This window comes from Variovorax sp. RO1, assembly GCF_002849325.1.
Classification (GTDB): Bacteria; Pseudomonadota; Gammaproteobacteria; order Burkholderiales; family Burkholderiaceae_C; genus Variovorax.
The window spans coordinates 79,009-100,113 of sequence record NZ_PKMT01000004.1; the positions used below are offsets into that span (position 1 = coordinate 79,009).

Here is a 21,105-nt window from a genome sequence, read left to right on the forward strand (position 1 = left end):
CGCAGCCCCTTCCGATCCCCAAAGGACGTTCGTGCCGGACTCTCTGACTTCCACGCTCACCAGTTACTACGATGCGGTGCCCTACGACTCGCACCCGTTTCCCCAGTCCGCCGTGGAGCACCTGGAAGCCCTGGCCTTCTTGTTCGGCCTCGATGCGCCGCCGCCGCAGACCGCGCGCGTGCTGGAGCTGGGCTGCGCCGCCGGCGGCAACCTGATTCCGTTCGCGGTGCGCCACCCGGAGGCGCGCGCAGTCGGGGTCGACCTGTCGCGCGTGCAGGTGGCCCAGGGCGCCACGGCGCTCGACCACGCGGGGCTGTCGAACATCGAGCTCAAGACTTTCAACATCGCCGACATCGATGCCTCGTTCGGCCTCTTCGACTACATCGTCTGCCACGGCGTCTACAGTTGGGTGCCGGGGCCGGTGCAGGACGCCATCTTGCGCGTGTGCGCCGAGAACTTGGCGCCCAATGGCGTGGTCTACGTGAGCTACAACGTGTACCCGGGCTGGAAGGCGCGCGAGATCGTGCGCGACGCGATGATCTTGCGCGGCGGCCCGCGCGACACGCCCGAGGAAAAACTCTCGTACGCGCGCGGCATGCTCGAGTTTCTCGAGCAGTCGGCCCGGGCCGACAGCGTGCTCAGGAGGACGCTCGAAGAGACGATGCCGATCGTGCGCAACGCCGGCAACTACTATCTGCTGCACGAGTTCCTCGAGCCCTGCAACGAACCCTGCTATTTCAAGGAGTTCGTCGCCCGTGCCGAGGCACGCGGGCTGGCCTACCTGTGCGACGCCGAGCCCTCGACCATGTTCGTGCAGAACTACGGCGAGAAGGTGCGCGACCCGCTGCTGCGCGAATGCGGCGGCAGCCAGGTGATGATGGAGCAGTACCTCGACTTTCTGGTCAACCGCACTTTCCGCCAGACGCTGCTGGTGAAGCAGGGCAACGCCGCGAACATCCGCTACCGGCTCGAGGTGCCCCGCCTGCGCGCGCTGGAATTCGCCGGCGTCTTTCGCGTGGATGGCGGTGATGCGCTCACCATGGACGCCCGCGAGCAGCCCTGCACCGCGCTGCGCGACCTGAAGGTCACGTTGCGGCTGCCGGCGCACAAGGCGGTGGCCCAAGCGCTCGATGCGAGCTATCCGTGCTCGATGTCGACCGAAGCGCTGCTGGCCGCCGTGGTGACCCTCACCGGCGAGCCGCGCGAAGCGGTCGAGCCCATCGTGCTCGCCATGCTCGAAGAGCTGCTGATTCTTGGCGCGCTGCGCATCCGCCGCACGCCGGTGCCGGCGGCGTCTGCCGTGTCCGCGCTGCCGCAGGTGCTGGCGCCGGTACGCCACGCGCTGGCCGGCATGCCCGCATCGCAAGCATCGGCCGTGGTCTGCAACCAGTGGCACGAGCCGGTGTCGCTCTCGGTGCTCGAGCGCAGCCTGCTGCCGCTGCTCGACGGGGCGCACACGCACGAGGCGCTGGCCGCTTTCCTGCTCGACGAGGTGCGCGCCGAACGCTTGCGCTTCCTCAAGGACGACCAGCCGCTGACCGACCCGTCGGCGCTCGACGCTTTTTCGCAGGAGCAGGTCGCGCAGGCGCTGCAGAGTTTGCGGCGCAAGGCGCTGCTCACGGCCTGAAGCCCGCACCATTCACCCCTCCCTCATTCTTCATCCAACGCACAGAGGAGACTTTTCCATGCAGCATTTCAAGTGGACCCCCACCTTGCGCGCCGCCGTCGCGGCCGTGCTCACGTTGGCGGCGGCCGGCGGCGCGCAGGCCGCGTCGCAGGCGCCGGTTGCGGCCGAGCACGGCATGGTCGTGAGCGCACAGCACCTGGCCAGCAAGGTCGGCGTCGATGTGCTCAAGCGCGGCGGCAATGCGGTCGATGCGGCCGTGGCCGTGGGCTATGCGCTGGCGGTGGTGTATCCGGCCGCCGGCAATCTCGGCGGCGGCGGCTTCATGACCGTGCAGCTGGCCGACGGCCGCAAGACCTTTCTCGACTTCCGCGAGAAGGCCCCGCTGGCTGCCACGGCCAACATGTACCTCGACAAGGACGGCAACGTCGTCAAGGGCCTGAGCACCAATGGCCACCTCGCCGTGGGCGTGCCGGGCTCGGTGTCGGGCATGGAATACGCGCGCGAGAAGTACGGCACGATGAAGCGCGCCGACCTCATCGCCCCGTCGGTCCAGCTGGCCGACAAGGGCTTTGCGCTGGAGCAGGGCGACATCGACATGCTGCTCACGGCCACCAACGACTTCAAGAAAGACCCGGTCTCCGGCGCCATCTTCCTGAACAAGGGCGAGCCCTTCGCGGTCGGCCAGAAGCTGGTGCAGAAAGACCTGGCCAAGACGCTGAAGGAAATCAGCGCCAAGGGCACCGACGGCTTCTACAAGGGCTGGGTCGGCAAGGCCCTCGTGGCGTCGAGCCAGGCCGGCAAGGGCATCATCACGCAGGCCGACCTCGACCAGTACAAGACGCGCGAACTCGCGCCGGTCGAGTGCGACTACCGCGGCTACCGCGTGGTGTCGGCGCCGCCGCCGAGCTCGGGCGGCGTGATCATCTGCGAGATGCTCAACATCCTCGAGGGCTACCCGCTGAAGGACCTGGGCTACCGCTCGGCCGAGTCGGTGCACTACCAGATCGAAGCCATGCGCCAGGCCTATGTGGACCGCAACAGCTACCTGGGCGACCCCGACTTCGTGAAGAACCCGCTCGACCGCCTGCTCGACAAGGGCTACGCCGCGAAGATCCGCGCCGCCATCGACCCGAAGAAGGCCGGTGTGTCGAAGGACATCAAGCCCGGCGTGGCGCCGCACGAAGGCAGCAACACCACCCACTACTCGATCACCGACAAGTGGGGCAATGCCGTCTCGGTCACCTACACGCTGAACGACTGGTTCGGCGCCAAGGTCACGGCCGACAAGACGGGCGTGCTGCTGAACAACGAGATGGACGACTTCACCTCGAAGGTCGGCGTGCCCAATCTCTACGGCCTGGTGCAGGGCGAGGCCAACAAGATCGAGCCGGGCAAGCGGCCGCTGAGCTCGATGAGCCCGACCATCGTGTCGAAAGACGGCAAGCCGGTGTTCGTGGTCGGCACGCCCGGCGGCAGCCGCATCATCACGGCCGTGCTGCACACCATCCTGAACGTGGTCGACTACGGCATGAACGTGCAAGAGGCCGTCGATGCGCCGCGCTTCCACCAGCAGTGGCTGCCCGACGTCACCAACGTCGAAACCTTCGCGATCAGCCCCGACACCCGCAAGATCCTGACCGACATGGGCCACAACCTGGGCGTGCCGCAGCCGGCCAACCACCTGGCGGCGATCATCGTCGGCGCGCCCTCGCTGGGCGGCAAGCCGGTGGGCGCCAACCGCTTCTACGGCGCCAACGATCCCCGTCGCAACACGGGCCTGGCGGCGGGCTACTGAACCTGCGGCACACTTGAAGGCGGTCGTGCCCCTGTCGGCACGGCCGCTTTTTTCATTTTTCATGCACCTGCAAGACATCCTCTATACCCAGGGCTTCGGCACGCGCCGCGTGTGCGCGGGCCTGGTCCAGCAAGGCCACGTGAGCATTGCCGGCGCGGCCGTGACCGATCCCTTTGCCGACCTCGACCCCGAAGGCCTGCTGTTCACCGTGCAGGGCACCGAGTGGGCGTACCACGACAAGGCCTACCTGATGCTGCACAAGCCGGCCGGCACCGAGTGCTCGCAGAAGCCCTCGACCTACCCGAGCATCTACACGCTGCTGCCGTCGCCGCTGCGCCTTCGGCCCAACAAGGGCGCGGTGCAGGGCGTGCAGGCCATCGGCCGGCTCGACCAGGACACGACCGGCCTGCTGCTGCTGACCGACGACGGCCAGTTCATCCACAAGATGGGCTCGCCCAAGCACCACGTGCCCAAGGTCTACGAGGTGACGGCCAAGCACCCGATCGACGAAGCGCAGATCGCCAAGCTGCTGGCCGGCGTGGTGCTCGACGACGACCCGAAGCCCGTGCGCGCGGCGGCCTGCGAATCGGACAGCCCGCTGCACCTGCGGCTCACGCTCACCGAGGGCAAGTACCACCAGGTCAAGCGCATGCTGGCCGCGGTCGGCAACCGGGTCGAAGGGCTGCACCGTTCGCGCATCGGCGGCTTGGCGCTGCCGGACGACCTGGCGCCGGGCCAATGGCGCTGGCTCACGGCCGAGCAGGTGGCCCAATTGCGGGCGCCGGTGCCCCGGGCCGCTTGACATAGGTCAAGGCGCCGGGCCCGACAGCGGGGGGGAGGGCGTCGGCGGTCAGCTGTTCGTCGGGTTAGACCGTTAAGATTGTTAACTCTCTCCCGGAACCTTCCCTTGCGACTTCCTGCCTGCCCGAACGGCCGCATTGCGGCCTTCCTTTTCTCCTGCCTGACAGCCCTGGTGACCCTCCCCGCCGCGGCGGCGCCGCCGGCCCCCCCACCGGTCTTCGTGCTCAATTCGCTGGACGCCAGCGTGAGCGTGATCAACCCGGTCGACTGGACCGAGAAGCAGCGCATTCCCACCGGCAAGGAGCCGCACCACATCTACATGACGCCCGACGAAAAGTCGGTCATCGTGGCCAATTCGGCGGGCGACTCGCTCACGTTCCTGGACCCGCGCACGGCCGAGGTGCAGCGCGTGGTGTACGGGATCATCGACCCGTACCAGCTGCAGTTCTCGCGCGACATGAAGTGGTTCGTCACGGCGGCCAACCGCCTGAACCACGTCGACGTGTACCGCTGGGACGGCAAGGACCTGAAGCTGGCCAAGCGCATCGCCACCGGCAAGACGCCCAGCCACATCTGGATCGACAACACCAGCACGGTGGCCTACGTCACCATGCAGGACAGCGACGAGCTCATTGCAGTCGACCTGCCGACGCAGACCGTCCGCTGGCGCATGGCCACCGGCGCCATGCCGGCCGACATCTTCGGCGCCCACAACGACAAGACGCTGCTCGTGGGCCTCACCGGCAGCGACGGCGTGCAGGTGTTCGACGTGGCCGGCCCCCAGCCCAAGCTGGTCGGCAAGATTCCCACCGGCAAGGGCGCCCACGCCTTCCGCTCGGCCGGCGACGGCAAGACCGTGTTCGTGAGCAACCGGGTGGCCAACACCATCAGCCGCATCGACCTGACCACGCTGAAGGTCGTCGCCACCTACAACGTGCCGGGCGGCCCCGACTGCATGGACGTGTCGGCCGACGGCAAGACGCTGTACGTGACCTCGCGCTGGGCCAAGAAGCTCACGGTGGTCGACCTGGCGAGCCAGAAGGTCGTGCGGCAGGTCAACGTCGGCCGTTCGCCGCACGGCGTCTGGACGCTGGACCATGCGAAGCGGACCTGAGCGGGTGCGCGGTTTGCGCATCGCCGGGGTCGCCTGCGCCGTCGCGGCGCTGGCCTGCGCTACCGTGCCGGCGGCCGGGGCCCAGGAAGCCGCCGCCTGCGACAAGCCGGTCTACCTGACGCTGGACACCGGCCACATGGGCGTTGCCCCGCTGGTGGCCGACGTGCTCAAGCGCCAGGACGTGCGCGTCACCTTCTTTGCCGCCGCCGAGCGCACCCAGACCGACGGCGACAGCCTGGACGACCACTGGGCGCCGTGGTGGAAGGCGAGGGCGGCCGAAGGCCACGAGTTCGGCTCGCACACCTACGACCACGCCTACTGGCGCGGCGACGTCAAGGGCACGCCGCCCAGCTTTCGCATCAAGCCGTCGGCCGGCCCGCAGACCGGGAAAGAATCGGTCTGGAGCGCGGCCCAGTACTGCGCCGACATCCGCAAGTCGTCCGACCGGCTGGCCGCCATCACCGGCAAGAAACCGCTGCCGCTGTACCGCGCGCCGGGCGGCAAGACCTCGCCCGCGTTGCTGGCGGCCGCCAAGGATTGCGGCTATGCGCACGTGGGCTGGTCGCCCGCCGGCTTCCTGGGCGACGAGCTGCCGAGCGAGACGTTCCCCAACCCCAAGCTGCTGGCCCAGGCGCTCGGGGGCATCCGCCCCGGCGACATCCTGCTGGCGCACCTGGGCATCTGGTCGCGCAAGGACCCGTGGGCGCCCGCCAACCTGGAGCCGCTGATCGTCGGGCTGAAGGCCAAGGGCTTCTGCTTTCGCACGCTGCGCCAGCACCCGGACTACCGCGCCTGGATCGCCTCCCACCCCTGATTTCTGACTCCGAGTTCGTGCCGTGATCGATTGGTTGACCGACGTTTTTTCCGCCATGCAGGGCTGGCTCTTCGAGACCGCCGTGCAGCCGCTGGTGTACGCCATCGGCCTGGGCGGATGGGCCGAGGACGCCTTCGACGCCACCGGCTGGCTGCTCGTCGGCGTGATCCAGATCCTCGTGCTGCTGGCCGTGATCGGCCCGCTGCAGCGCTGGCGCGCAGTCGAGCCCGTGACCGACCGTCGCGCCATCCGCACTGACGTGCTCTACACGCTGATCCACCGTCTGGGCCTGTTCCGGCTGGCGCTGTTCTTCACGCTGCAGCCGTTGTTCGACGACCTGCTCGGCAACCTGCGCATGGCGGGGTGGGGCACCTTCCACCTGGACGAGGTCTGGCCCGGCGTGACCGACGTGCCGTGGGTGGCCTTTGCCATCTACCTCGTGGTGCTCGACTTTGTCGGCTACTGGATTCACCGCGGCCAGCATCACTTCAACGCGTGGTGGAGCCTGCATTCGCTGCACCACTCGCAGCGCCAGATGACGATGTGGAGCGACGACCGCAACCACCTGCTCGACGACGTGATCCACGACACGCTCATCGTCATCGTGGCGCAGCTGATCGGCGTGGCGCCGGGCCAGTTCATCGCCGTCGTGGCCTTCACCCAGCTCAGCGAGAGCCTGCAGCACGCCAACCTGCGGCTGAGCTTCGGCGCCATCGGCGAGCGGCTGTGGGTCAGCCCGCGGTTCCACCGGCTGCACCACAGCATCGGGCTGGGCCACGAGTCGCACGGCAAGAGCACGCTCGGCGGCCACAACTTCGGCGTGCTGCTGCCCTGGTGGGACATGCTCTTTCGCACCGCCAACTTCGAGAACCGCTACGACCCGACCGGCATCCGCGACCAGGTCGAGCCCGGCGCCGATGGCCGCCCGCGCGACTACGGCCAGGGCTTCTGGTCGCAGCAGTGGCTGGGGTTGAAGCGGCTGTTCGGCCGCGCCTGAACCGGACGCGGGGCCGGCGGCTGGCGGGCCGGGGCCTTGCGCTATCCTCGAACCTCATGCGCCTGCTCCTCGACTCCTTCTGGCGCGCGGTGGCCTATTGCATGCTCCCGCGCGTGATCGTGCTGTCGCTCCTGCCGTTGGCGCTCATGGTGCTGCTGGCCGCGGGGCTCGGCTACTTCTATTGGGACGCCGCCGTCGTCTGGACGCGCGAAGCCCTCGACGCCTGGCCGTTGCTGTCCAGCTTCTGGGCCTGGATCGGGCGCCTCTTTTCGAGCGATGTCACGGCCGCGCTGGCGCCGCTGGTGGTGGTGTTCGGTGTCACGCCGCTCATCGTGGTGCTGTCGCTGCTGATCGTGGCCGGCTTCATGGCGCCGGCGCTCACCAAGCTCGCGGCCGAACGGCGCTTTCCGACGCTCGAACAGAAAAAGGGCGCCTCCTTCTTCGGCAGCGTGCTGCGCTCGCTCGCCGCCACCGTGCTGGCGTTGATCGCCTTGGTGGTGTCGATGCCGCTGTGGCTCATTCCGCCGCTGGTGCTGATCCTGCCGCCGCTGATCTGGGGCTGGCTCACCTACCGGGTGATGAGCTTCGATGCGCTGGCCGAGCACGCCAGCCCCGAAGAACGCGCCACGCTGCTGCGCACCCACCGGCTGCCGTTGCTGTGCATCGGCGTGCTGTGCGGCTACCTGGGCGCCGCGCCGAGCATCGTCTGGGCCTCGGGCCTGCTGTTCGCCGCCGCCTTCTTCGTGCTGGTGCCGATCGCCATCTGGATCTACACGCTGGTCTTCGCTTTCTCCGCGCTCTGGTTCGCCCACTACTGCCTGGACGCGCTGGCCCAGATGCGCGCCCAGCGCGCGGCGCTGCAGCCCGCAACCGGCAGCGGCGAGGCACCGGCCCTCGAGGCGGCCGAAGCCACCGAGGCCAACAAGGCCGCTCTTTCTCAATGGGGTTCACCATGACACGCGCATTCGGTCTCATCGTCGTCGGCGACGAGATCCTTTCCGGCAAGCGGGCCGACAAGCACATGACCAAGGTCATCGAGCTGCTGGCTGCGCGCGGCCTGCAGCTGGGCTGGGCCGAGTACGTGGGCGACGAGCCCACGCGGATCACCGCGGCCCTCATGCGCGCCTTCGCCTCGGGCGACATCGTGTTCTCGACCGGCGGCATCGGCGCCACGCCCGACGACCACACCCGCCAGTGCGCCGCGCAGGCCCTGCGCGTGCCGCTGGCGCTGCATCCCGAGGCTGAAGTGCTGATCCGCGAGCGCATGCAGGACACGGCCCAGGAGCAGGGCGTGCCCTACGAGCCCGACCGGGCGGACAACATCCACCGGCTGAACATGGGCGTGTTTCCGCAGGGCGCGTCGATCATCCGCAACCCGTACAACAAGATCCCGGGTTTCAGCGTCGAGCACGTGCATTTCGTGCCGGGCTTTCCGGTCATGGCCTGGCCGATGATCGAGTCGGTGCTCGACAGCCGGTATGCCGATCTGTTCACCCGTAACGCCGTCGCCGAGAAGTCCGTGATCGTTTTCGGTGCGATGGAAGCCACCCTCACGCCGCTGATGCAGGCCATCGAGCAGGCCCACGCCGGCATCAAGGTGTTCAGCCTCCCCAGCGTGGATCACCCTCAGTACGGCCGCCACATCGAGCTGGGCGTCAAGGGTGACCCCGGGCTGCTCGATGCTGCCTATGGCCAGCTCATCGAAGGCTTGCACAGCTTTGATGCGAAGCTTGGCCCTGAATTGGTGCGTTAATTCGTATTGCACCAGTTTGGTGATTAATTCCTTTTCCGGCAGCCCCTGGGCCGTCACCCGGGCCTCATCCGGCGGGGTGACAATGGCACAGAAACTGCATCCTTCCGTTCCCGTATTCCTAACCACCATCCAACTCAGGAGAAACTGATGGCAAAGACCGTCGCCGATGTACTCAAGCTCGTCAAGGAAAACGAGGTCAAGTTCGTCGACTTGCGCTTCACCGACACCCGCGGCAAGGAACAGCACGTCACCGTGCCCGTGTCGCATTTCGATGAAGACAAATTCACCTCGGGCCACGCGTTCGACGGTTCGTCCATCGCCGGTTGGAAGGGCATCGAAGCCTCGGACATGCAGCTCATGCCCGACCCGAACACCGCCAACATCGACCCCTTCTTCGAAGAAACGACGCTGATCCTGACCTGCGACGTGATCGATCCGGCCGACGGCAAGGCCTACGAGCGCGACCCGCGCTCGCTCGCCAAGCGCGCCGAGGCGTACATGAAGGCTTCCGGCCTGGGCGACACCGCCTTCTTCGGTCCGGAACCCGAATTCTTCGTGTTCGACGGCGTGCGCTGGAAGAACGACATGTCGGGCTGCTTCGTGAAGATCGATTCCGAAGAAGCTTCGTGGAACACCGACAAGGAATACGAGCACGGCAACAGCGGCCACCGTCCCGCAGTCAAGGGCGGCTACTTCCCCGTGCCCCCGGTCGACAGCCTGCACGACATGCGCTCGGAAATGTGCCTGGTGCTCGAATCGCTGGGCATCCCGGTCGAAGTGCATCACCACGAAGTGGCCAACGCCGGCCAGCTCGAAATCGGCACCAAGTTCAGCACGCTGGTCCAGCGCGCCGACTGGGTCCAGCTGCAGAAGTACGTGATCCACAACGTGGCCCACGCCTACGGCAAGACCGCCACCTTCATGCCCAAGCCCATCGTCGGCGACAACGGCTCGGGCATGCACGTGCACCAGTCGGTCTGGAAGGACGGCAAGAACCTGTTCGCAGGCGACGGCTACGCAGGCCTGTCTGACTTCGCGCTGCACTACATCGGCGGCATCATCAAGCACGCCCGTGCCCTGAACGCCATCACGAACCCCGGCACCAACAGCTACAAGCGCCTGGTGCCCGGCTTCGAAGCCCCGGTGAAGCTGGCCTACTCGGCCAAGAACCGTTCGGCCTCGATCCGCATCCCGTTCGTGGCCAACCCGAAGGGCCGCCGCGTCGAAGCGCGCTTCCCCGATCCGCTGATGAACCCGTACCTGGGCTTTGCCGCGCTGCTGATGGCCGGCTTGGACGGCGTGGAAAACAAGATCCATCCGGGCGAAGCCGCCAGCAAGGACCTGTACCACCTGCCGCCGGAAGAAGACGCGCTGATCCCGACCGTCTGCCACAGCCTGGACCAGGCCCTGGAGCACCTGGACAAGGACCGTGCGTTCCTGACCAAGGGCGGCGTGTTCACCGACTCGTACATCGACGCGTACATCGACCTCAAGATGCAGGAAGTCACGCGCTTCCGCATGGCGACGCACCCGGTGGAATTCGACATGTACTACTCGCTGTAAGAAGCGCTGTAGAAAACCTGCCCTCGCGGGCAGGTAAGACAAAAGGACGGCCCCGGCCGTCCTTTTTCCTTGGTGCGGAACATCCCATCGTGAGAGGGCCCGAATTGCATCAAAATGCGCGTTTGTCGCGCCCTCTCCAGAATCAAATGAAGACTGTCTCCCTGATTTTCCTGGCCGCCGCCTCGTTCGCCACCGCCTCGGCGGCGCTCGCGCAAGAGCGCGTCTGGCGTTGCGGCAACGAGTACACCAACAACGCGACCGTGGCCCAGCAAAAGGGCTGCAAGGTCATGGAAGGCGGCAACGTCACCGTCGTGCAGGGCACGAAGCCTTCCGGCGGTGGTGGCGGCAGCGCGTCGTCGGGCTCGGGTTCGTCGGCCGCGCGTGCGCCGGCAGGCAGTCCGCGCGTCGAAGGCGTCGACCAGCGTGCCCGCGACGGCGAGGCGCGCTCGGTGCTCGAAACCGAGCTGCGCAAGGCCGAGGCGCGCCAGACCGAGCTCAAGAAGGAATACAACAACGGCGAGCCCGAGAAGCAGGGCAGCGAAGGCCGCAACTACCAGAAGTACCTCGACCGCGTGGCTGAAATGAAGGCCGAACTCGCGCGCAACGAGAGCGACATCGCCGGCATCCGCCGCGAAATCGGCCGCCTGCCCGGCAAGCCGCAAGCGCAGTAAACGGCGTCACCATGGTGTTCGGGAAGAAGGCGACTGGCGCCACTCCGCGCTTTCGCGCCTTCGACCTCTTGTCCACGCTGATCGCGGTGGTCAACAGCGACGGCTCGGTGCTGTTTGCCAACGCAGGCCTCGAAGACGCGCTGGGCACCTCGCGGCGCACGCTCGAGGGCTCGCAGTTCGGCGCCTGTTTCCATGAGCCGCAGGTGCTGCGCACGGCGCTCGACGGCGCCAGCAGCAACGACTTCGCCACGCTGCGCTACGAGGCCTTTCTGCGGCGTGTGAACCACGAGCTGATGCCCGTGCAGGTCACGCTGGCGCACGGCGACAAGAAGGGCGAACTCATCATCGAGATGTCGCCGCTGGAGCAGCAGGTGCGCCAGGACCGCGAAGAGCGCCTCATCGACCAGGCGCAGGCCAACAAGGAACTCATCCGCAACCTCGCGCACGAGATCAAGAACCCGCTGGGCGGCATCCGCGGCGCGGCGCAGCTGCTGCAGATGGAGGTCGAGTCGCGCGACCTCATCGAATACACCCAGGTCATCATTCACGAGGCCGACCGGCTGCAGACGCTGGTCGACCGGCTGCTGGCGCCGCACCGCCGCCCGCACGTGGTGGGCGACGTGAACATCCACGAGGTGTGCGAGCGTGTGCGCTCGGTCATCCTGGCGGAGTTCTCGCGCGACCTGCACATCGAGCGCGACTTCGACGTCTCCATTCCCGAGTTCCGCGGCGACCGCGAGCAGCTCATCCAGGCCACGCTCAACATCGCGCACAACGCGGCGCAGGCCCTGGCCGAGCGCCGCGCGGCGGGCGATGCGCAGATCACTTTCAAGACGCGCGTGGCCCGACAGGTGATCTTCAACAAGCAGTGGTATCGATTGGCACTGGAATTGCATGTCATCGACAATGGACCGGGTGTGCCGGACACGATCAAGGACCGCATCTTCTATCCGCTCGTTTCGGGCAGGGAAGGCGGAACCGGGCTGGGGTTGACGCTTGCACAGACTTTTGTGCAGCAGCATCACGGCGTGATCGAGTGCGACAGCGTCCCGGGCCGAACCGATTTCAAGATATTGATTCCGCTGCCCTAGCGCAGCCCCGGCAACAGAGGAGATGCATGAAGCCGATCTGGATAGTTGATGACGACCAATCGATACGCTTCGTGCTCGAGAAGGCCCTGCTGCGCGAAGACATGCCCACGCGCAGCTTCACGAACACACGCGAAGTGCTGGCCGCACTCGAACAGGCCGAGGGTGACGAGCAGCAGGGCCCGCAGGTCCTGGTGAGCGACATCCGCATGCCGGGCGGCTCGGGGCTCGACCTGCTCGACAAGATCAAGGCCAAGCACCCCGGCCTGCCGGTCATCATCATGACGGCCTTCTCCGACCTCGACAGCGCGGTCTCGGCCTTCCAGGGCGGCGCCTTCGAGTACCTGCCCAAGCCCTTCGACCTGCCGCGCGCCGTGGAACTCATCCGCCGTGCCGTCGACGAAAGTCAGCGCGAAGAAGTGTCCGAAGAGCGCATGGTCGCCGCGCCCGAAATGCTCGGCCAGGCGCCCGCGATGCAGGACGTGTTCCGCGCCATCGGCCGGCTCTCGCAGAGCAACGTCACGGTGCTCATCACCGGCGAATCGGGCTCGGGCAAAGAGTTGGTGGCGCGTGCGCTGCACAAGCACTCGCCACGCGCCAACGGGCCCTTCGTGGCGATCAACACCGCCGCCATTCCCAAAGACCTGCTCGAGAGCGAACTCTTCGGCCACGAGCGCGGTGCCTTCACCGGCGCGCAGACGATGCGCCGCGGCCGCTTCGAACAGGCCGAGGGCGGCACGCTGTTCCTCGACGAAATCGGCGACATGCCCTTCGACCTGCAGACGCGCCTGCTGCGCGTGCTCAGCGACGGCCATTTCTACCGCGTGGGCGGTCACAACTCGGTCAAGGCCAACGTGCGCGTCATCGCGGCCACCCATCAGGACCTCGAACAGCGCGTGAAGCTCGGCGGCTTCCGCGAAGACCTGTTCCACCGCCTCAACGTGATTCGCTTGCGCCTGCCCGCGCTGCGCGAACGCGGCGAAGACGTGCCCGCGCTCACGCGGCACTTCTTGCAGCAGAGCGCGCGCCAGCTGGGCGTCGAGCCCAAGCGCATCTCCGACGCCGCACTCGCCAAGCTCGCGACCTTCGGCTTCCCGGGCAATGTGCGCCAGCTCGAGAACATCTGCCACTGGCTGACCGTGATGGCGCCGGCGCAACTGATCGAGTCGAAAGACCTGCCGCCCGAAGTGATGGCGGTCAGCGGGGCGGACGTGCATGCGGCGGTGGCCGAGGTTGCGGCGCCCGTGCAGGCTGCGGCGCCATTGGCTGTCGAGCGCGACGCTTCGGCACCAGTTGCCGCCGCTCCCGAGGCGGTGTCAGGTGCACCGACCGGCCCCAGCGCCTGGGAAAGCGGCCTGGAAGCTGAAGCTCAGGCCCTGCTCGCCGCAGGCCGCACCGACGTGTGGGACGTGCTCACGCGCCGCTTCGAATCGCGGCTGATCCTCACCGCGCTGGCCAACACCCGCGGCCGGCGCATCGAGGCGGCCCAGAAGCTGGGCATCGGGCGCAACACGATCACCCGGAAAATCCAGGAACTCGGTATCGAATGAAAAGGCCCTCTACGGGCCTTTTTTACGACCTGCCAACGCGCGCGACTTGAATCCTTCCAGGGGATACCGCGGAACCGGCTTTGCCGGGCCGCTGGTATCGCCCCCTGCAAGGGGGTTGGCGTAGCGACACGAAGTGCGCGCAGCCTGGGGGTGTGCCAAGTTATCGGCTGCGTTGGCCCAGGGTGAGGGAGTCGAGCTGGAAATTGCCGCTCTTGTCCCAGAGCCAGGTGTCGACGTAGGTGTGGCCGCCCAGCTTGCCGGGGCTGGGCAAGGGCGAGGTCGCCCGGATCAGGTCCGCGATCATCGGCGGCACTTCAGGCGCATGACTGGGCACGCGGCTGAAGGTCACGTTGGTGATCTTGCCGTTTGCATCGATCTCCGTCTCGACCACGACCACGGCATACACCAGCGGCGGGATCTTGCCCTTGTAGATGCGGCTGGCGTAGGCCTTGTAGATGTGGCGCGCGCCGGTCTTGCGGTAGGTGCGGATGGCGGGCGTCTGCGCGGTGATGAGCCGCACGGTCGGCACGTCGCGGCTGCCTTCCGTGGCGGTTGCGCCGCCGGGCGATGTGCTGCCCGTGCCGCTTTCCGACCCGCCACCCGGCTTCAAGACCGAGCAGGCGGTCAGCGCGAGCACCGCGGCGGCGATCGCGGCAGAACGGGTGAGGCGGGCGGCGATCGGCGTCGTCATGGCCGTCAGGCGCCCGGGCCGAGTTCGAGCACCACCGGGGCGTGGTCGCTCGGCTTTTCCCACTTGCGCGGCACGCGGTCGATGACGCAGCCCTTCACGCGTGGCAGCAGCGGCTCGCTCACGAGGATGTGGTCGATGCGCAGGCCGCGGTTCTTCTGGTAGCCCAGCATGCGGTAGTCCCACCACGAATAGCTCTTTTCGGGCTGCTCGAACATTCGGAAGCTGTCCGTCAGGCCCAGGCCGAGCAGCGCCTTGAAGTGGTCGCGCTCTTCGGTCGTGTGATGGATCGTTTCCTTCAGGCCCACCGGGTCGAAGCTGTCGCGGTCTTCGGGCGTGACGTTGAAGTCGCCCAGCAGCACGAGGTTGGGGTGCGCCGCGAGCTCGCGGGCCACATAGTTGTGCAGTGCGTCGAGCCACTTCATCTTGTAGGCGAACTTCTCGCTGCCCGGCTCCTGGCCGTTCACGAAGTAGCCGTTCAGCACGCGCAGCGGACCCGAGGGCGTGTCGATGGTGGCGGCGATCACGCGCGACTGCTCATCGGCGAAGTTCTCGATGTTCTTCACCACGTCGCGCATCGGCGCGAGGCTGAGGATGGCGACGCCGTTGTAGGTCTTCTGCCCGAACACCGCCGCCTCGTAGCCAGCCGACTTCAGCACCTCGAGCGGAAACTTGTCGTCGGTCATTTTGAGCTCTTGCAGGCACAGCACATCGACCGGGTTGGCGATGAGCCAGTCGAGCACATGCTGCAGGCGCGCCGTGAGGGAGTTGACGTTCCAGGTGGCTATTTTCATGAGGGCTCTAGGTTATTTGTGGCGTCGGGGCCGCGTGCTTTCGCGGCCGGTCGGCGGTGTGGCTGGGCAGGCGCACGCAGTGGCCGGTGGCCGGTGGCCGTTCTGCAGGTCCGAAAGGAATGTCGGCAGTGACACCGCGACAGTGATTTCCATCGCAGCATTTTGCCTCGCTGGAGGGGGAGGCCATGTAAGCGAAAGCGAGGCGCGCAGAACCGCCCAAAGCCTGCCGACGCTAGGGCCGAAGGTGCCATCCCAATTCCCCCTGCAGGAACTGGGCGGCCTCGGGCGGCAGGTCTTCTGCGTCGAAGAAATTCGCCACGGGCCGCTCGACGACGATGCGTCCCGCATGCAGGTACGCCACGCGCGTGGCCAGGCGCTTGGCCTGCCCGAGGTTGTGGGTGCTCATCACGATCGTCACGCCGCTGTTGGCGACCTCTTCGATGAGGGCCTCGATCTCGTTCTTGGCGCCGGGGTCCAGGCTGGCGGTCGGTTCGTCCAGGAACAGGATGTCCGGCTGCAGTGCCCAGGCGCGTGCCAGACCGAGGCGCTGCTGCTGTCCGCCCGACAGCGAACGCGCCGACCGCGCGGCATGGTCCAGCAGGCCCACCCGCGCCAGCGCCAGGCCGCAGCGTTCGCTGCGTTCGGCGGCCGGTACGCCGGACAGCCACAAGCCGATCCAGACGTTGCGCCACACCGAGAGGCTCAACAGGAAGGGCCGCTGGAACAGCATGGCCGCGCGTGGAAGCCGGCCCTGGGGTTGCAGCGGCAGGCGCTCGCAGCGGCCTTCGCAAGGCAGCAGGCCATGCAGCAGCCGCAGCAGCGTGGTCTTGCCCGAGCCGTTGGCGCCGACGAGCACGAGCCGGTCGCCCCGGTGCAGGGTCAGCGATGCCTCGTTCAGCGCAATCACCTGGCCGAAGCGCACCGTGACCTTCTCGGCCCGGATCAACGGCATCGCCTCGGCGGCAACGTGCGTGCGCGGGGCGGGCGTCCGGCGCACCGCATGCGGCTTCACTGGCGCGGCGGCGCCCAGCGGGCGCGTGGCCAGCCACTGCAACAGCCCGATCGCGCCGTTGACCGCGCCGACCACCGCCAGCAACACGATGCCCAGTGCCAGGGCCAGCGCGAGATCGCCCTTGCTGGTTTCCAGTGCGATCGTGGTGGTCATCACGCGCGTCACGCCGGCGATGTTGCCGCCCACGATCATCACGGCGCCGACCTCGGCGATGGCGCGCGCAAACGCCGTGAGCAGCACGGTGGCCACGCCCATCCGGTCGTGCACCAGCATCAGGAGCGACGTGGCGAGCGGCCCGGCGCCCAGCGAGCGCAGCTGGTCGCCGCCATCGGCCAGCGCTGCCATCACGAGCCGGCGCGACAGCGCGGCGATCAGCGGCGTGACGAGCACGCTCTGCGCCACCACCATCGCCGACGGCGTGAACAAGATGCCCAGCTGGCCCAGCGGGCCCGAGCGCGAGAGCAGCAGGTACACCAGCAGGCCCACCACCACGGCGGGCAGGGCGAGCAGCGTGTTCACCAGCCACACGGCCAGCGCATGACCCGGAAACCGCGCCACTGCCAGCCAGGCGCCCAGCAGCAGGCCGAACACCGCACCGATCACGCAGGCCGTCGCGCTCACCTGCAGCGAGAGCGCGGTGATGCGCACGAGTTCGGGGTCGGCGGCGGCGATGAGTCGCCAGGCCAGCGCCCAGCCTTCGGTCATGGTGTTCATCGAAGGACGGCTTTCATCGCCGCCGCGAGGTCGTGCGCATCACGCGGCCCGGCCCCGCCATCAACCGGCGCGCCGCTCACTGGTTCGCGTTCGGGAAGAAGAGCTGCTCGCCGCCGATCTTGTACGAGGCAATGGCGGCCTGCCCGTCGCGCGACACCACCCAGTCGGAGAAACCTTGCGCCAGGTCTTTCTTCACGTGCGGGTGCTTGGCCGGGTTCACGACGATCACGCCGTACTGGTTGAACAGCTGCTTGTCGCCCTCGACCACGATGCCCAAGTCGGCGCGGTTCTTGAAGTTGAGCCAGGTGCCGCGGTCGGACAGCACATAGGCATTGGTCGATGCCGCGATGTTGAGCGCCTGCCCCATGCCGCAGCCGCATTCCTTGTAGCCGGCAGGCTTGGCGCTGGCGAGGTCGATGCCGGCCAACTTCCACTGGCGCAGTTCGGCCGAGTGGGTGCCGCTCTTGTCGCCGCGCGAGACGAAGGCCGTGCCCGTGGTGCCCAGGCGCTTGAGCGCCACCGCGATGTCCTTGCCGCGCACGCCGGCCGGGTCGGACTTCGGCCCGATCAGCACGAAGTCGTTGTACATGACCGCCTGGCGCGCGAGGCCGAAGCCTTCGGCGACGAACTTCTCTTCGGCGGGCTGGTCGTGCACGAACAGCGCATCGGCGTCGCCGCGGCGTGCCATGTCCAGCGCCTGGCCCGTGCCCACGGCCACCACGCGCACCTCGGTGCCGGTCGCTTTGGTGAACTGCGGCAGCAGGTGCTTGAACAGGCCCGACTGTTCCGTCGAGGTGGTCGACGCCAGCACGATGAACTTGTCCTGTGCCTGCGCGATCGGCGCGAGCAACGCGCCGGCGAGCGCGCCAGCGAGGGCGAGAAGGGTGAAGCGTCTGCGCGAAGCCATCGGGAAGGTCCTTTGGATGGAGAGTGGAAGAAGCGGTCCTGGTCTCAAGCGGCGGGGTCGACGCGAAAGCCCAGCCGGCCCAGCGCCTCGCGCGCCGCCGCCGACTGCAGCAACGCAACGAAAGCCTGCACAGGCGCGCGCGCCAGACGGGCCTTGGGCACGGCGAAGTCGTAGCGTTCTTCCTGCACCGGAATGAAGCCCAGCCCGTACTGCCGCGCGACCGTGTCGATGGCCAGGCCCCAGTCGGCGCGCGCTTGCGCCACGGCCACCGCCACCGCGTTGTGCGACTTGGTCTGCACGCCGTAGCCGGGCGGCTTCGTGCCGGCGAGCAGGCGATCGATGAGGATGCGCGTGCCGCTGCCCGCATTGCGGTTGACCATGGTGCAGCCGGGCTGCGTGGTCGCGGCGGTGATGGCCGTGGCGGCATCGAGCCCGTCGAAGCGCGCGTCGCCCGGGCGGTAGACGATGCCCTGCATGCGGCCATAGCCCGGCACCAGCTCGAGCGCCGGCGTGAGCAGCGGCAGGTTGTAGACGCCCGTGGCCGGGTCCATCAGGTGGATGCCCGCCACGTCGCATTCGCCGCGCTTTGCGGCCATGAGCCCGCCCGTGCTGCCGACGTTCATGGCCTTGATGTGCAGGCCCTGGCGCATCAGTTCGCCGGCCAGCCAGTCCAGGCCCACGCAATGGCTGCCGATGAAGATCAGGTCGGCGGCGTCCAGCCCCTGGCCCAGCCGCTGCACCTGCACGGGCGCGCCGGCATCGAGGATCTCGGTGTGCTGGCCGATGGTGATGAAGCCGTCCGCGCTGCTGAACGTGGTGACCGAGCCCGAGCCCTTGCCCATCGGGTAGGCGGCCATGCCGTCGTCGGTGGGCACGAGGCCCACGAGCAAATATTCGGTGCGCCCGCGCTCGGAGTTCACGCGCATGGGCAGCGTGGCCGCCACGTGCTCGCGCCGCTCGGGCGGCTGGCCTGCAAAGGCGCGGATCACGGGCGCAAGGAACTCATGGAAGGTGAAGACCGCCGAGGTTGGAAAGCCCGGCAGGATCACGACCGGCTTGCCGCCCGTGACCGCCAGGCACACCGGCTTGCCGGGCTTGAGCGCCACGCCGTGCGCCACGACGCCCGGGTCGCCGAGGGCCGCGACCACGCGGTACGACAGGTCGCCTTCGCCCTTGGACGTGCCGCCTGAGAAGACCACGGCGTCGCATTCGAGCCCGAGCGCGAGGGCGGCCGACAGCAGGGCTTCGTCGTCCGGAATCACGCCCAGCCGCACGGGCTCGCCGCCCAGTTCCTCGACCGCGGCGCCGATGATGGCGGCGTTGGAGTCGTACACGGCGCCCGTGGGCAGCGGTGCTCCGGGCGCGACGATCTCGTTGCCCGTGGAGAAGATGGCGACGCGCGGTTTGCGGTACACGCTGACCTCGGCCAGGCCCAGTGCCGCGAGCACGCCGATCTCGCGCGAGCTCAGTGGCTGGCCGGCGCGCAGCACGGTTTCGCCGCGTGCGATGTCGGTGCCGGCGTAGCTGACGTTCTCGCCCGCCGTGGCGGCGCGGCGAACCTGGACGTCGCCCTGGTCGAGGTCGGTGTGTTCCACCATCACCACCGCATCGGCGCCGCGCGGCAGCATGCCGCCGGTGGCAATCGCGGTCGCGTGGCCGGGCGTCACTTCGCGCTGCGGCACGATGCCGGGTGCGAGCGTCTCGCCCACGAGGGTCAGCGCGCGCACCTGTTCTTCCATTGCGCCCCAGGTGTCGGCGGCCTGCACGGCAAAGCCGTCGACGTTGGAGCGGTCGAAGCCGGGCACGTCGATGGCTGCGACCACGTCGTCGGCCAGCACCCGGCCCAGCACCGCGTGCAGGGGAATCGTCTCTCGGCCCAGCGGCGCGAGGGTCAGGTGTTCGCGGAAGCGGCGCTCGGCCTCGTCCCGCGTGACGACATCAAGGAATTGCGATTGGGCTTTCACAGGCACTCGTACAGATGAACAGTGACGTCGGTCCCGGGCCCGAAGCCTTCGCTTTCGGCGGGGGCGATCACGAAGCCGTCGGCCCGCGTCGTCGAGCTCAGCACCGACGCGCCCGAGAGCGCGAGCGGCTCCACGCCGTCGCTGCCGATCTTCACGCGCACGTAGTCGACGCGCCCCACCTGCGAGACGATCTTGCGTGCCACGGTGGCGCGCGTGCGCGGGTAGGGCCAGTCGGCGGGCCGGCCGCCGAGCTGGCGGATCGCACGTCCGGCAAAGAAGTCGTAGGCGCACAGGCAGGACACGGGGTTGCCCGGCAGCAGGAAGACCAGCGTGTCGCCGATGCGCCCCATGCCGGCCGGGCTGGAGGGGCGCATCGCGATGCCGTGGATCGCAAGCTCGCCGAGTTCGGCCAGCAGGCGCGGCGCATGGTCCTCGGCGCCCACGCTGGAGCCGCCGGAGATGAGCACCACGTCGGCACCCGGCGCTGCGAGCGCTTGGGAGATGACCTGCGGGTCGTCGCCCAGACGCCGGTGCGACTCGAGCACGCCGCCGTCGCGCGCGACGAGGCCGCGCAGGGTCACGGAGTTGGCGTCGTAGATCTCGAAGGGCCCCTTGGGCGTGCCGGGCGCGCGCACTTCGTTGCCCGTGACGAGCAGCCGCACACGCGGCCGGCGCACCACCTGCAACTGCGCCAGGCCCAGCGACGCCGCCAGCCCTGCATCCTGTGGACGCAGCCGGCGGCCCGCGGGCAGCGCCGTGCTGCCGCGCGCGATGTCTTCGCCGATGTGGCCCACGTGCTGGCCCGGCGCGACGGCGCGCGTGATGGCCAGGCGCCCGTCCTGCTCGCTCGTGTATTCGGCGGGCACCACGGCGTCGATGCCTTGCGGCACCGGGGCGCCGGTCATGATGCGGACCGCAGCGCCTGCGGGCACGTCGCCCTCGAAAGGCCGACCGGGCCAGGCGTGGCCCACGATCGGAAATTCCAGCGGGTTGTATTCGCCGGCGCCGGTGGTGTCGCCGCCGCGCAGTGCATAGCCGTCCATGGCCGCGCGATCGAACTCGGGCACCGCGATGGGCGCGATCACCTCATCCAGCAGCACGCGTCCCGTGGCCTCGTCGACCGCCACGGATTCACCGGACAGCAGGGGCGTGTGGGCATCGATCCAGGCGAGGGCGGTGGGCACCTCGGCGCGCTGCGTGAAGCCGCGCATGCGCACATCGGTCGAGGCAGTTCGTTCGGGTGGAGGCATCGG

General features: G+C 68.2%; 18 protein-coding genes. 12 read left to right on the forward strand and 6 right to left on the reverse strand.

The genetic code is table 11. The features are described from left to right. The first annotated feature begins 31 nt into the window (after positions 1-31). The 12 genes from CY658_RS20695 (at position 32) to ntrC (ending at position 13,773) form a co-directional block, all read left to right on the forward strand. A complete protein-coding gene (locus CY658_RS20695; RefSeq protein ID WP_101491990.1) occupies positions 32-1,627 on the forward strand; it encodes a methyltransferase regulatory domain-containing protein in 1,596 nt (531 codons plus the stop codon). A 58-nt stretch (positions 1,628-1,685) separates the two neighbouring features. Further along, a complete protein-coding gene (gene ggt, locus CY658_RS20700) occupies positions 1,686-3,422 on the forward strand; it encodes a gamma-glutamyltransferase (protein ID WP_101491991.1) in 1,737 nt (578 codons plus the stop codon). A gap of 61 nt (positions 3,423-3,483) precedes the next feature. Further along, positions 3,484-4,224 (forward strand): pseudouridine synthase, encoded by a 741-nt coding sequence (locus tag CY658_RS20705; protein WP_101492389.1) that lies wholly within the window; start codon positions 3,484-3,486, stop codon positions 4,222-4,224. A gap of 105 nt (positions 4,225-4,329) precedes the next feature. After that, complete coding sequence (locus CY658_RS20710; protein ID WP_101491992.1) at positions 4,330-5,337, forward strand: YncE family protein; 1,008 nt, start codon at positions 4,330-4,332, stop codon at positions 5,335-5,337. Continuing rightward, positions 5,321-6,151, forward strand: coding sequence for a polysaccharide deacetylase family protein (locus CY658_RS20715; RefSeq protein ID WP_101491993.1), 831 nt, complete (start codon positions 5,321-5,323; stop codon positions 6,149-6,151). The genes CY658_RS20710 and CY658_RS20715 overlap by 17 nt, the downstream gene beginning before the upstream one ends. A gap of 22 nt (positions 6,152-6,173) precedes the next feature. Beyond that, positions 6,174-7,148, forward strand: coding sequence for a sterol desaturase family protein (locus CY658_RS20720; protein WP_101491994.1), 975 nt, complete (start codon positions 6,174-6,176; stop codon positions 7,146-7,148). A gap of 56 nt (positions 7,149-7,204) precedes the next feature. Continuing rightward, positions 7,205-8,104 carry an EI24 domain-containing protein gene (locus CY658_RS20725; protein WP_101491995.1) on the forward strand — a complete coding sequence of 300 codons (900 nt, stop codon included), beginning with the start codon at positions 7,205-7,207 and terminating at the stop codon, positions 8,102-8,104. Then, positions 8,101-8,901 (forward strand): competence/damage-inducible protein A, encoded by an 801-nt coding sequence (locus CY658_RS20730; RefSeq protein WP_180839008.1) that lies wholly within the window; start codon positions 8,101-8,103, stop codon positions 8,899-8,901. Before CY658_RS20725 ends, CY658_RS20730 begins: the two co-directional genes overlap by 4 nt. Positions 8,902-9,048: 147 nt before the next feature. Further along, positions 9,049-10,464 (forward strand): type I glutamate--ammonia ligase, encoded by a 1,416-nt coding sequence (glnA, locus tag CY658_RS20735; protein WP_101491997.1) that lies wholly within the window; start codon positions 9,049-9,051, stop codon positions 10,462-10,464. Between the two features lie 146 nt (positions 10,465-10,610). Then, entirely contained in the window at positions 10,611-11,135 is a 525-nt protein-coding gene (locus CY658_RS20740) for a hypothetical protein (protein WP_101491998.1), read from the forward strand. Between the two features lie 11 nt (positions 11,136-11,146). Continuing rightward, the gene (gene glnL, locus CY658_RS20745) at positions 11,147-12,226 is read left to right on the forward strand and encodes a nitrogen regulation protein NR(II) (protein ID WP_101491999.1); all 1,080 of its coding nucleotides are present in this window, start codon (positions 11,147-11,149) and stop codon (positions 12,224-12,226) included. Between the two features lie 26 nt (positions 12,227-12,252). Then, the gene (gene ntrC, locus CY658_RS20750; protein ID WP_099796014.1) at positions 12,253-13,773 is read left to right on the forward strand and encodes a nitrogen regulation protein NR(I); all 1,521 of its coding nucleotides are present in this window, start codon (positions 12,253-12,255) and stop codon (positions 13,771-13,773) included. Between the two features lie 160 nt (positions 13,774-13,933). On the opposite strand, the gene CY658_RS20760 is transcribed toward ntrC, so the two are convergent. The 6 genes from CY658_RS20760 to CY658_RS20785 form a co-directional block, all read right to left on the reverse strand. Continuing rightward, positions 13,934-14,464 carry a hypothetical protein gene (locus CY658_RS20760; RefSeq protein ID WP_101492000.1) on the reverse strand — a complete coding sequence of 177 codons (531 nt, stop codon included), beginning with the start codon at positions 14,462-14,464 and terminating at the stop codon, positions 13,934-13,936. 5 nt (positions 14,465-14,469) lie between these two features. Next, positions 14,470-15,255 carry an exodeoxyribonuclease III gene (xth, locus tag CY658_RS20765; RefSeq protein ID WP_101492001.1) on the reverse strand — a complete coding sequence of 262 codons (786 nt, stop codon included), beginning with the start codon at positions 15,253-15,255 and terminating at the stop codon, positions 14,470-14,472. A 232-nt stretch (positions 15,256-15,487) separates the two neighbouring features. After that, entirely contained in the window at positions 15,488-16,981 is a 1,494-nt protein-coding gene (locus CY658_RS33125) for an ABC transporter permease (protein WP_101492002.1), read from the reverse strand. A gap of 76 nt (positions 16,982-17,057) precedes the next feature. Beyond that, positions 17,058-17,888 (reverse strand): substrate-binding domain-containing protein, encoded by an 831-nt coding sequence (locus CY658_RS20775; protein ID WP_101492003.1) that lies wholly within the window; start codon positions 17,886-17,888, stop codon positions 17,058-17,060. A 44-nt stretch (positions 17,889-17,932) separates the two neighbouring features. After that, on the reverse strand, positions 17,933-19,852 hold the full coding sequence (locus CY658_RS20780; RefSeq protein ID WP_101492004.1) for a molybdopterin biosynthesis protein: 1,920 nt from the start codon (positions 19,850-19,852) through the stop codon (positions 17,933-17,935). After that, the gene (locus CY658_RS20785; RefSeq protein ID WP_101492005.1) at positions 19,849-21,102 is read right to left on the reverse strand and encodes a molybdopterin molybdotransferase MoeA; all 1,254 of its coding nucleotides are present in this window, start codon (positions 21,100-21,102) and stop codon (positions 19,849-19,851) included. Before CY658_RS20785 ends, CY658_RS20780 begins: the two co-directional genes overlap by 4 nt. Positions 21,103-21,105: the final 3 nt, after the last annotated feature.

Coding starts and splice junctions, on each gene's coding strand:
- CY658_RS20760 (WP_101492000.1), bottom strand. CDS start 14,464: ATGACGACGCCGATCGCCGCCCGCCTCACCCGTTCTGCCGCGATCGCC.
- CY658_RS20740 (WP_101491998.1), top strand. CDS start 10,611: ATGAAGACTGTCTCCCTGATTTTCCTGGCCGCCGCCTCGTTCGCCACC.
- glnA (WP_101491997.1), top strand. CDS start 9,049: ATGGCAAAGACCGTCGCCGATGTACTCAAGCTCGTCAAGGAAAACGAG.
- CY658_RS33125 (WP_101492002.1), bottom strand. CDS start 16,981: ATGAACACCATGACCGAAGGCTGGGCGCTGGCCTGGCGACTCATCGCC.
- CY658_RS20715 (WP_101491993.1), top strand. CDS start 5,321: ATGCGAAGCGGACCTGAGCGGGTGCGCGGTTTGCGCATCGCCGGGGTC.
- glnL (WP_101491999.1), top strand. CDS start 11,147: ATGGTGTTCGGGAAGAAGGCGACTGGCGCCACTCCGCGCTTTCGCGCC.
- ntrC (WP_099796014.1), top strand. CDS start 12,253: ATGAAGCCGATCTGGATAGTTGATGACGACCAATCGATACGCTTCGTG.
- CY658_RS20785 (WP_101492005.1), bottom strand. CDS start 21,102: ATGCCTCCACCCGAACGAACTGCCTCGACCGATGTGCGCATGCGCGGC.
- xth (WP_101492001.1), bottom strand. CDS start 15,255: ATGAAAATAGCCACCTGGAACGTCAACTCCCTCACGGCGCGCCTGCAG.
- CY658_RS20730 (WP_180839008.1), top strand. CDS start 8,101: ATGACACGCGCATTCGGTCTCATCGTCGTCGGCGACGAGATCCTTTCC.
- CY658_RS20705 (WP_101492389.1), top strand. CDS start 3,484: ATGCACCTGCAAGACATCCTCTATACCCAGGGCTTCGGCACGCGCCGC.
- ggt (WP_101491991.1), top strand. CDS start 1,686: ATGCAGCATTTCAAGTGGACCCCCACCTTGCGCGCCGCCGTCGCGGCC.
- CY658_RS20775 (WP_101492003.1), bottom strand. CDS start 17,888: ATGGCTTCGCGCAGACGCTTCACCCTTCTCGCCCTCGCTGGCGCGCTC.
- CY658_RS20725 (WP_101491995.1), top strand. CDS start 7,205: ATGCGCCTGCTCCTCGACTCCTTCTGGCGCGCGGTGGCCTATTGCATG.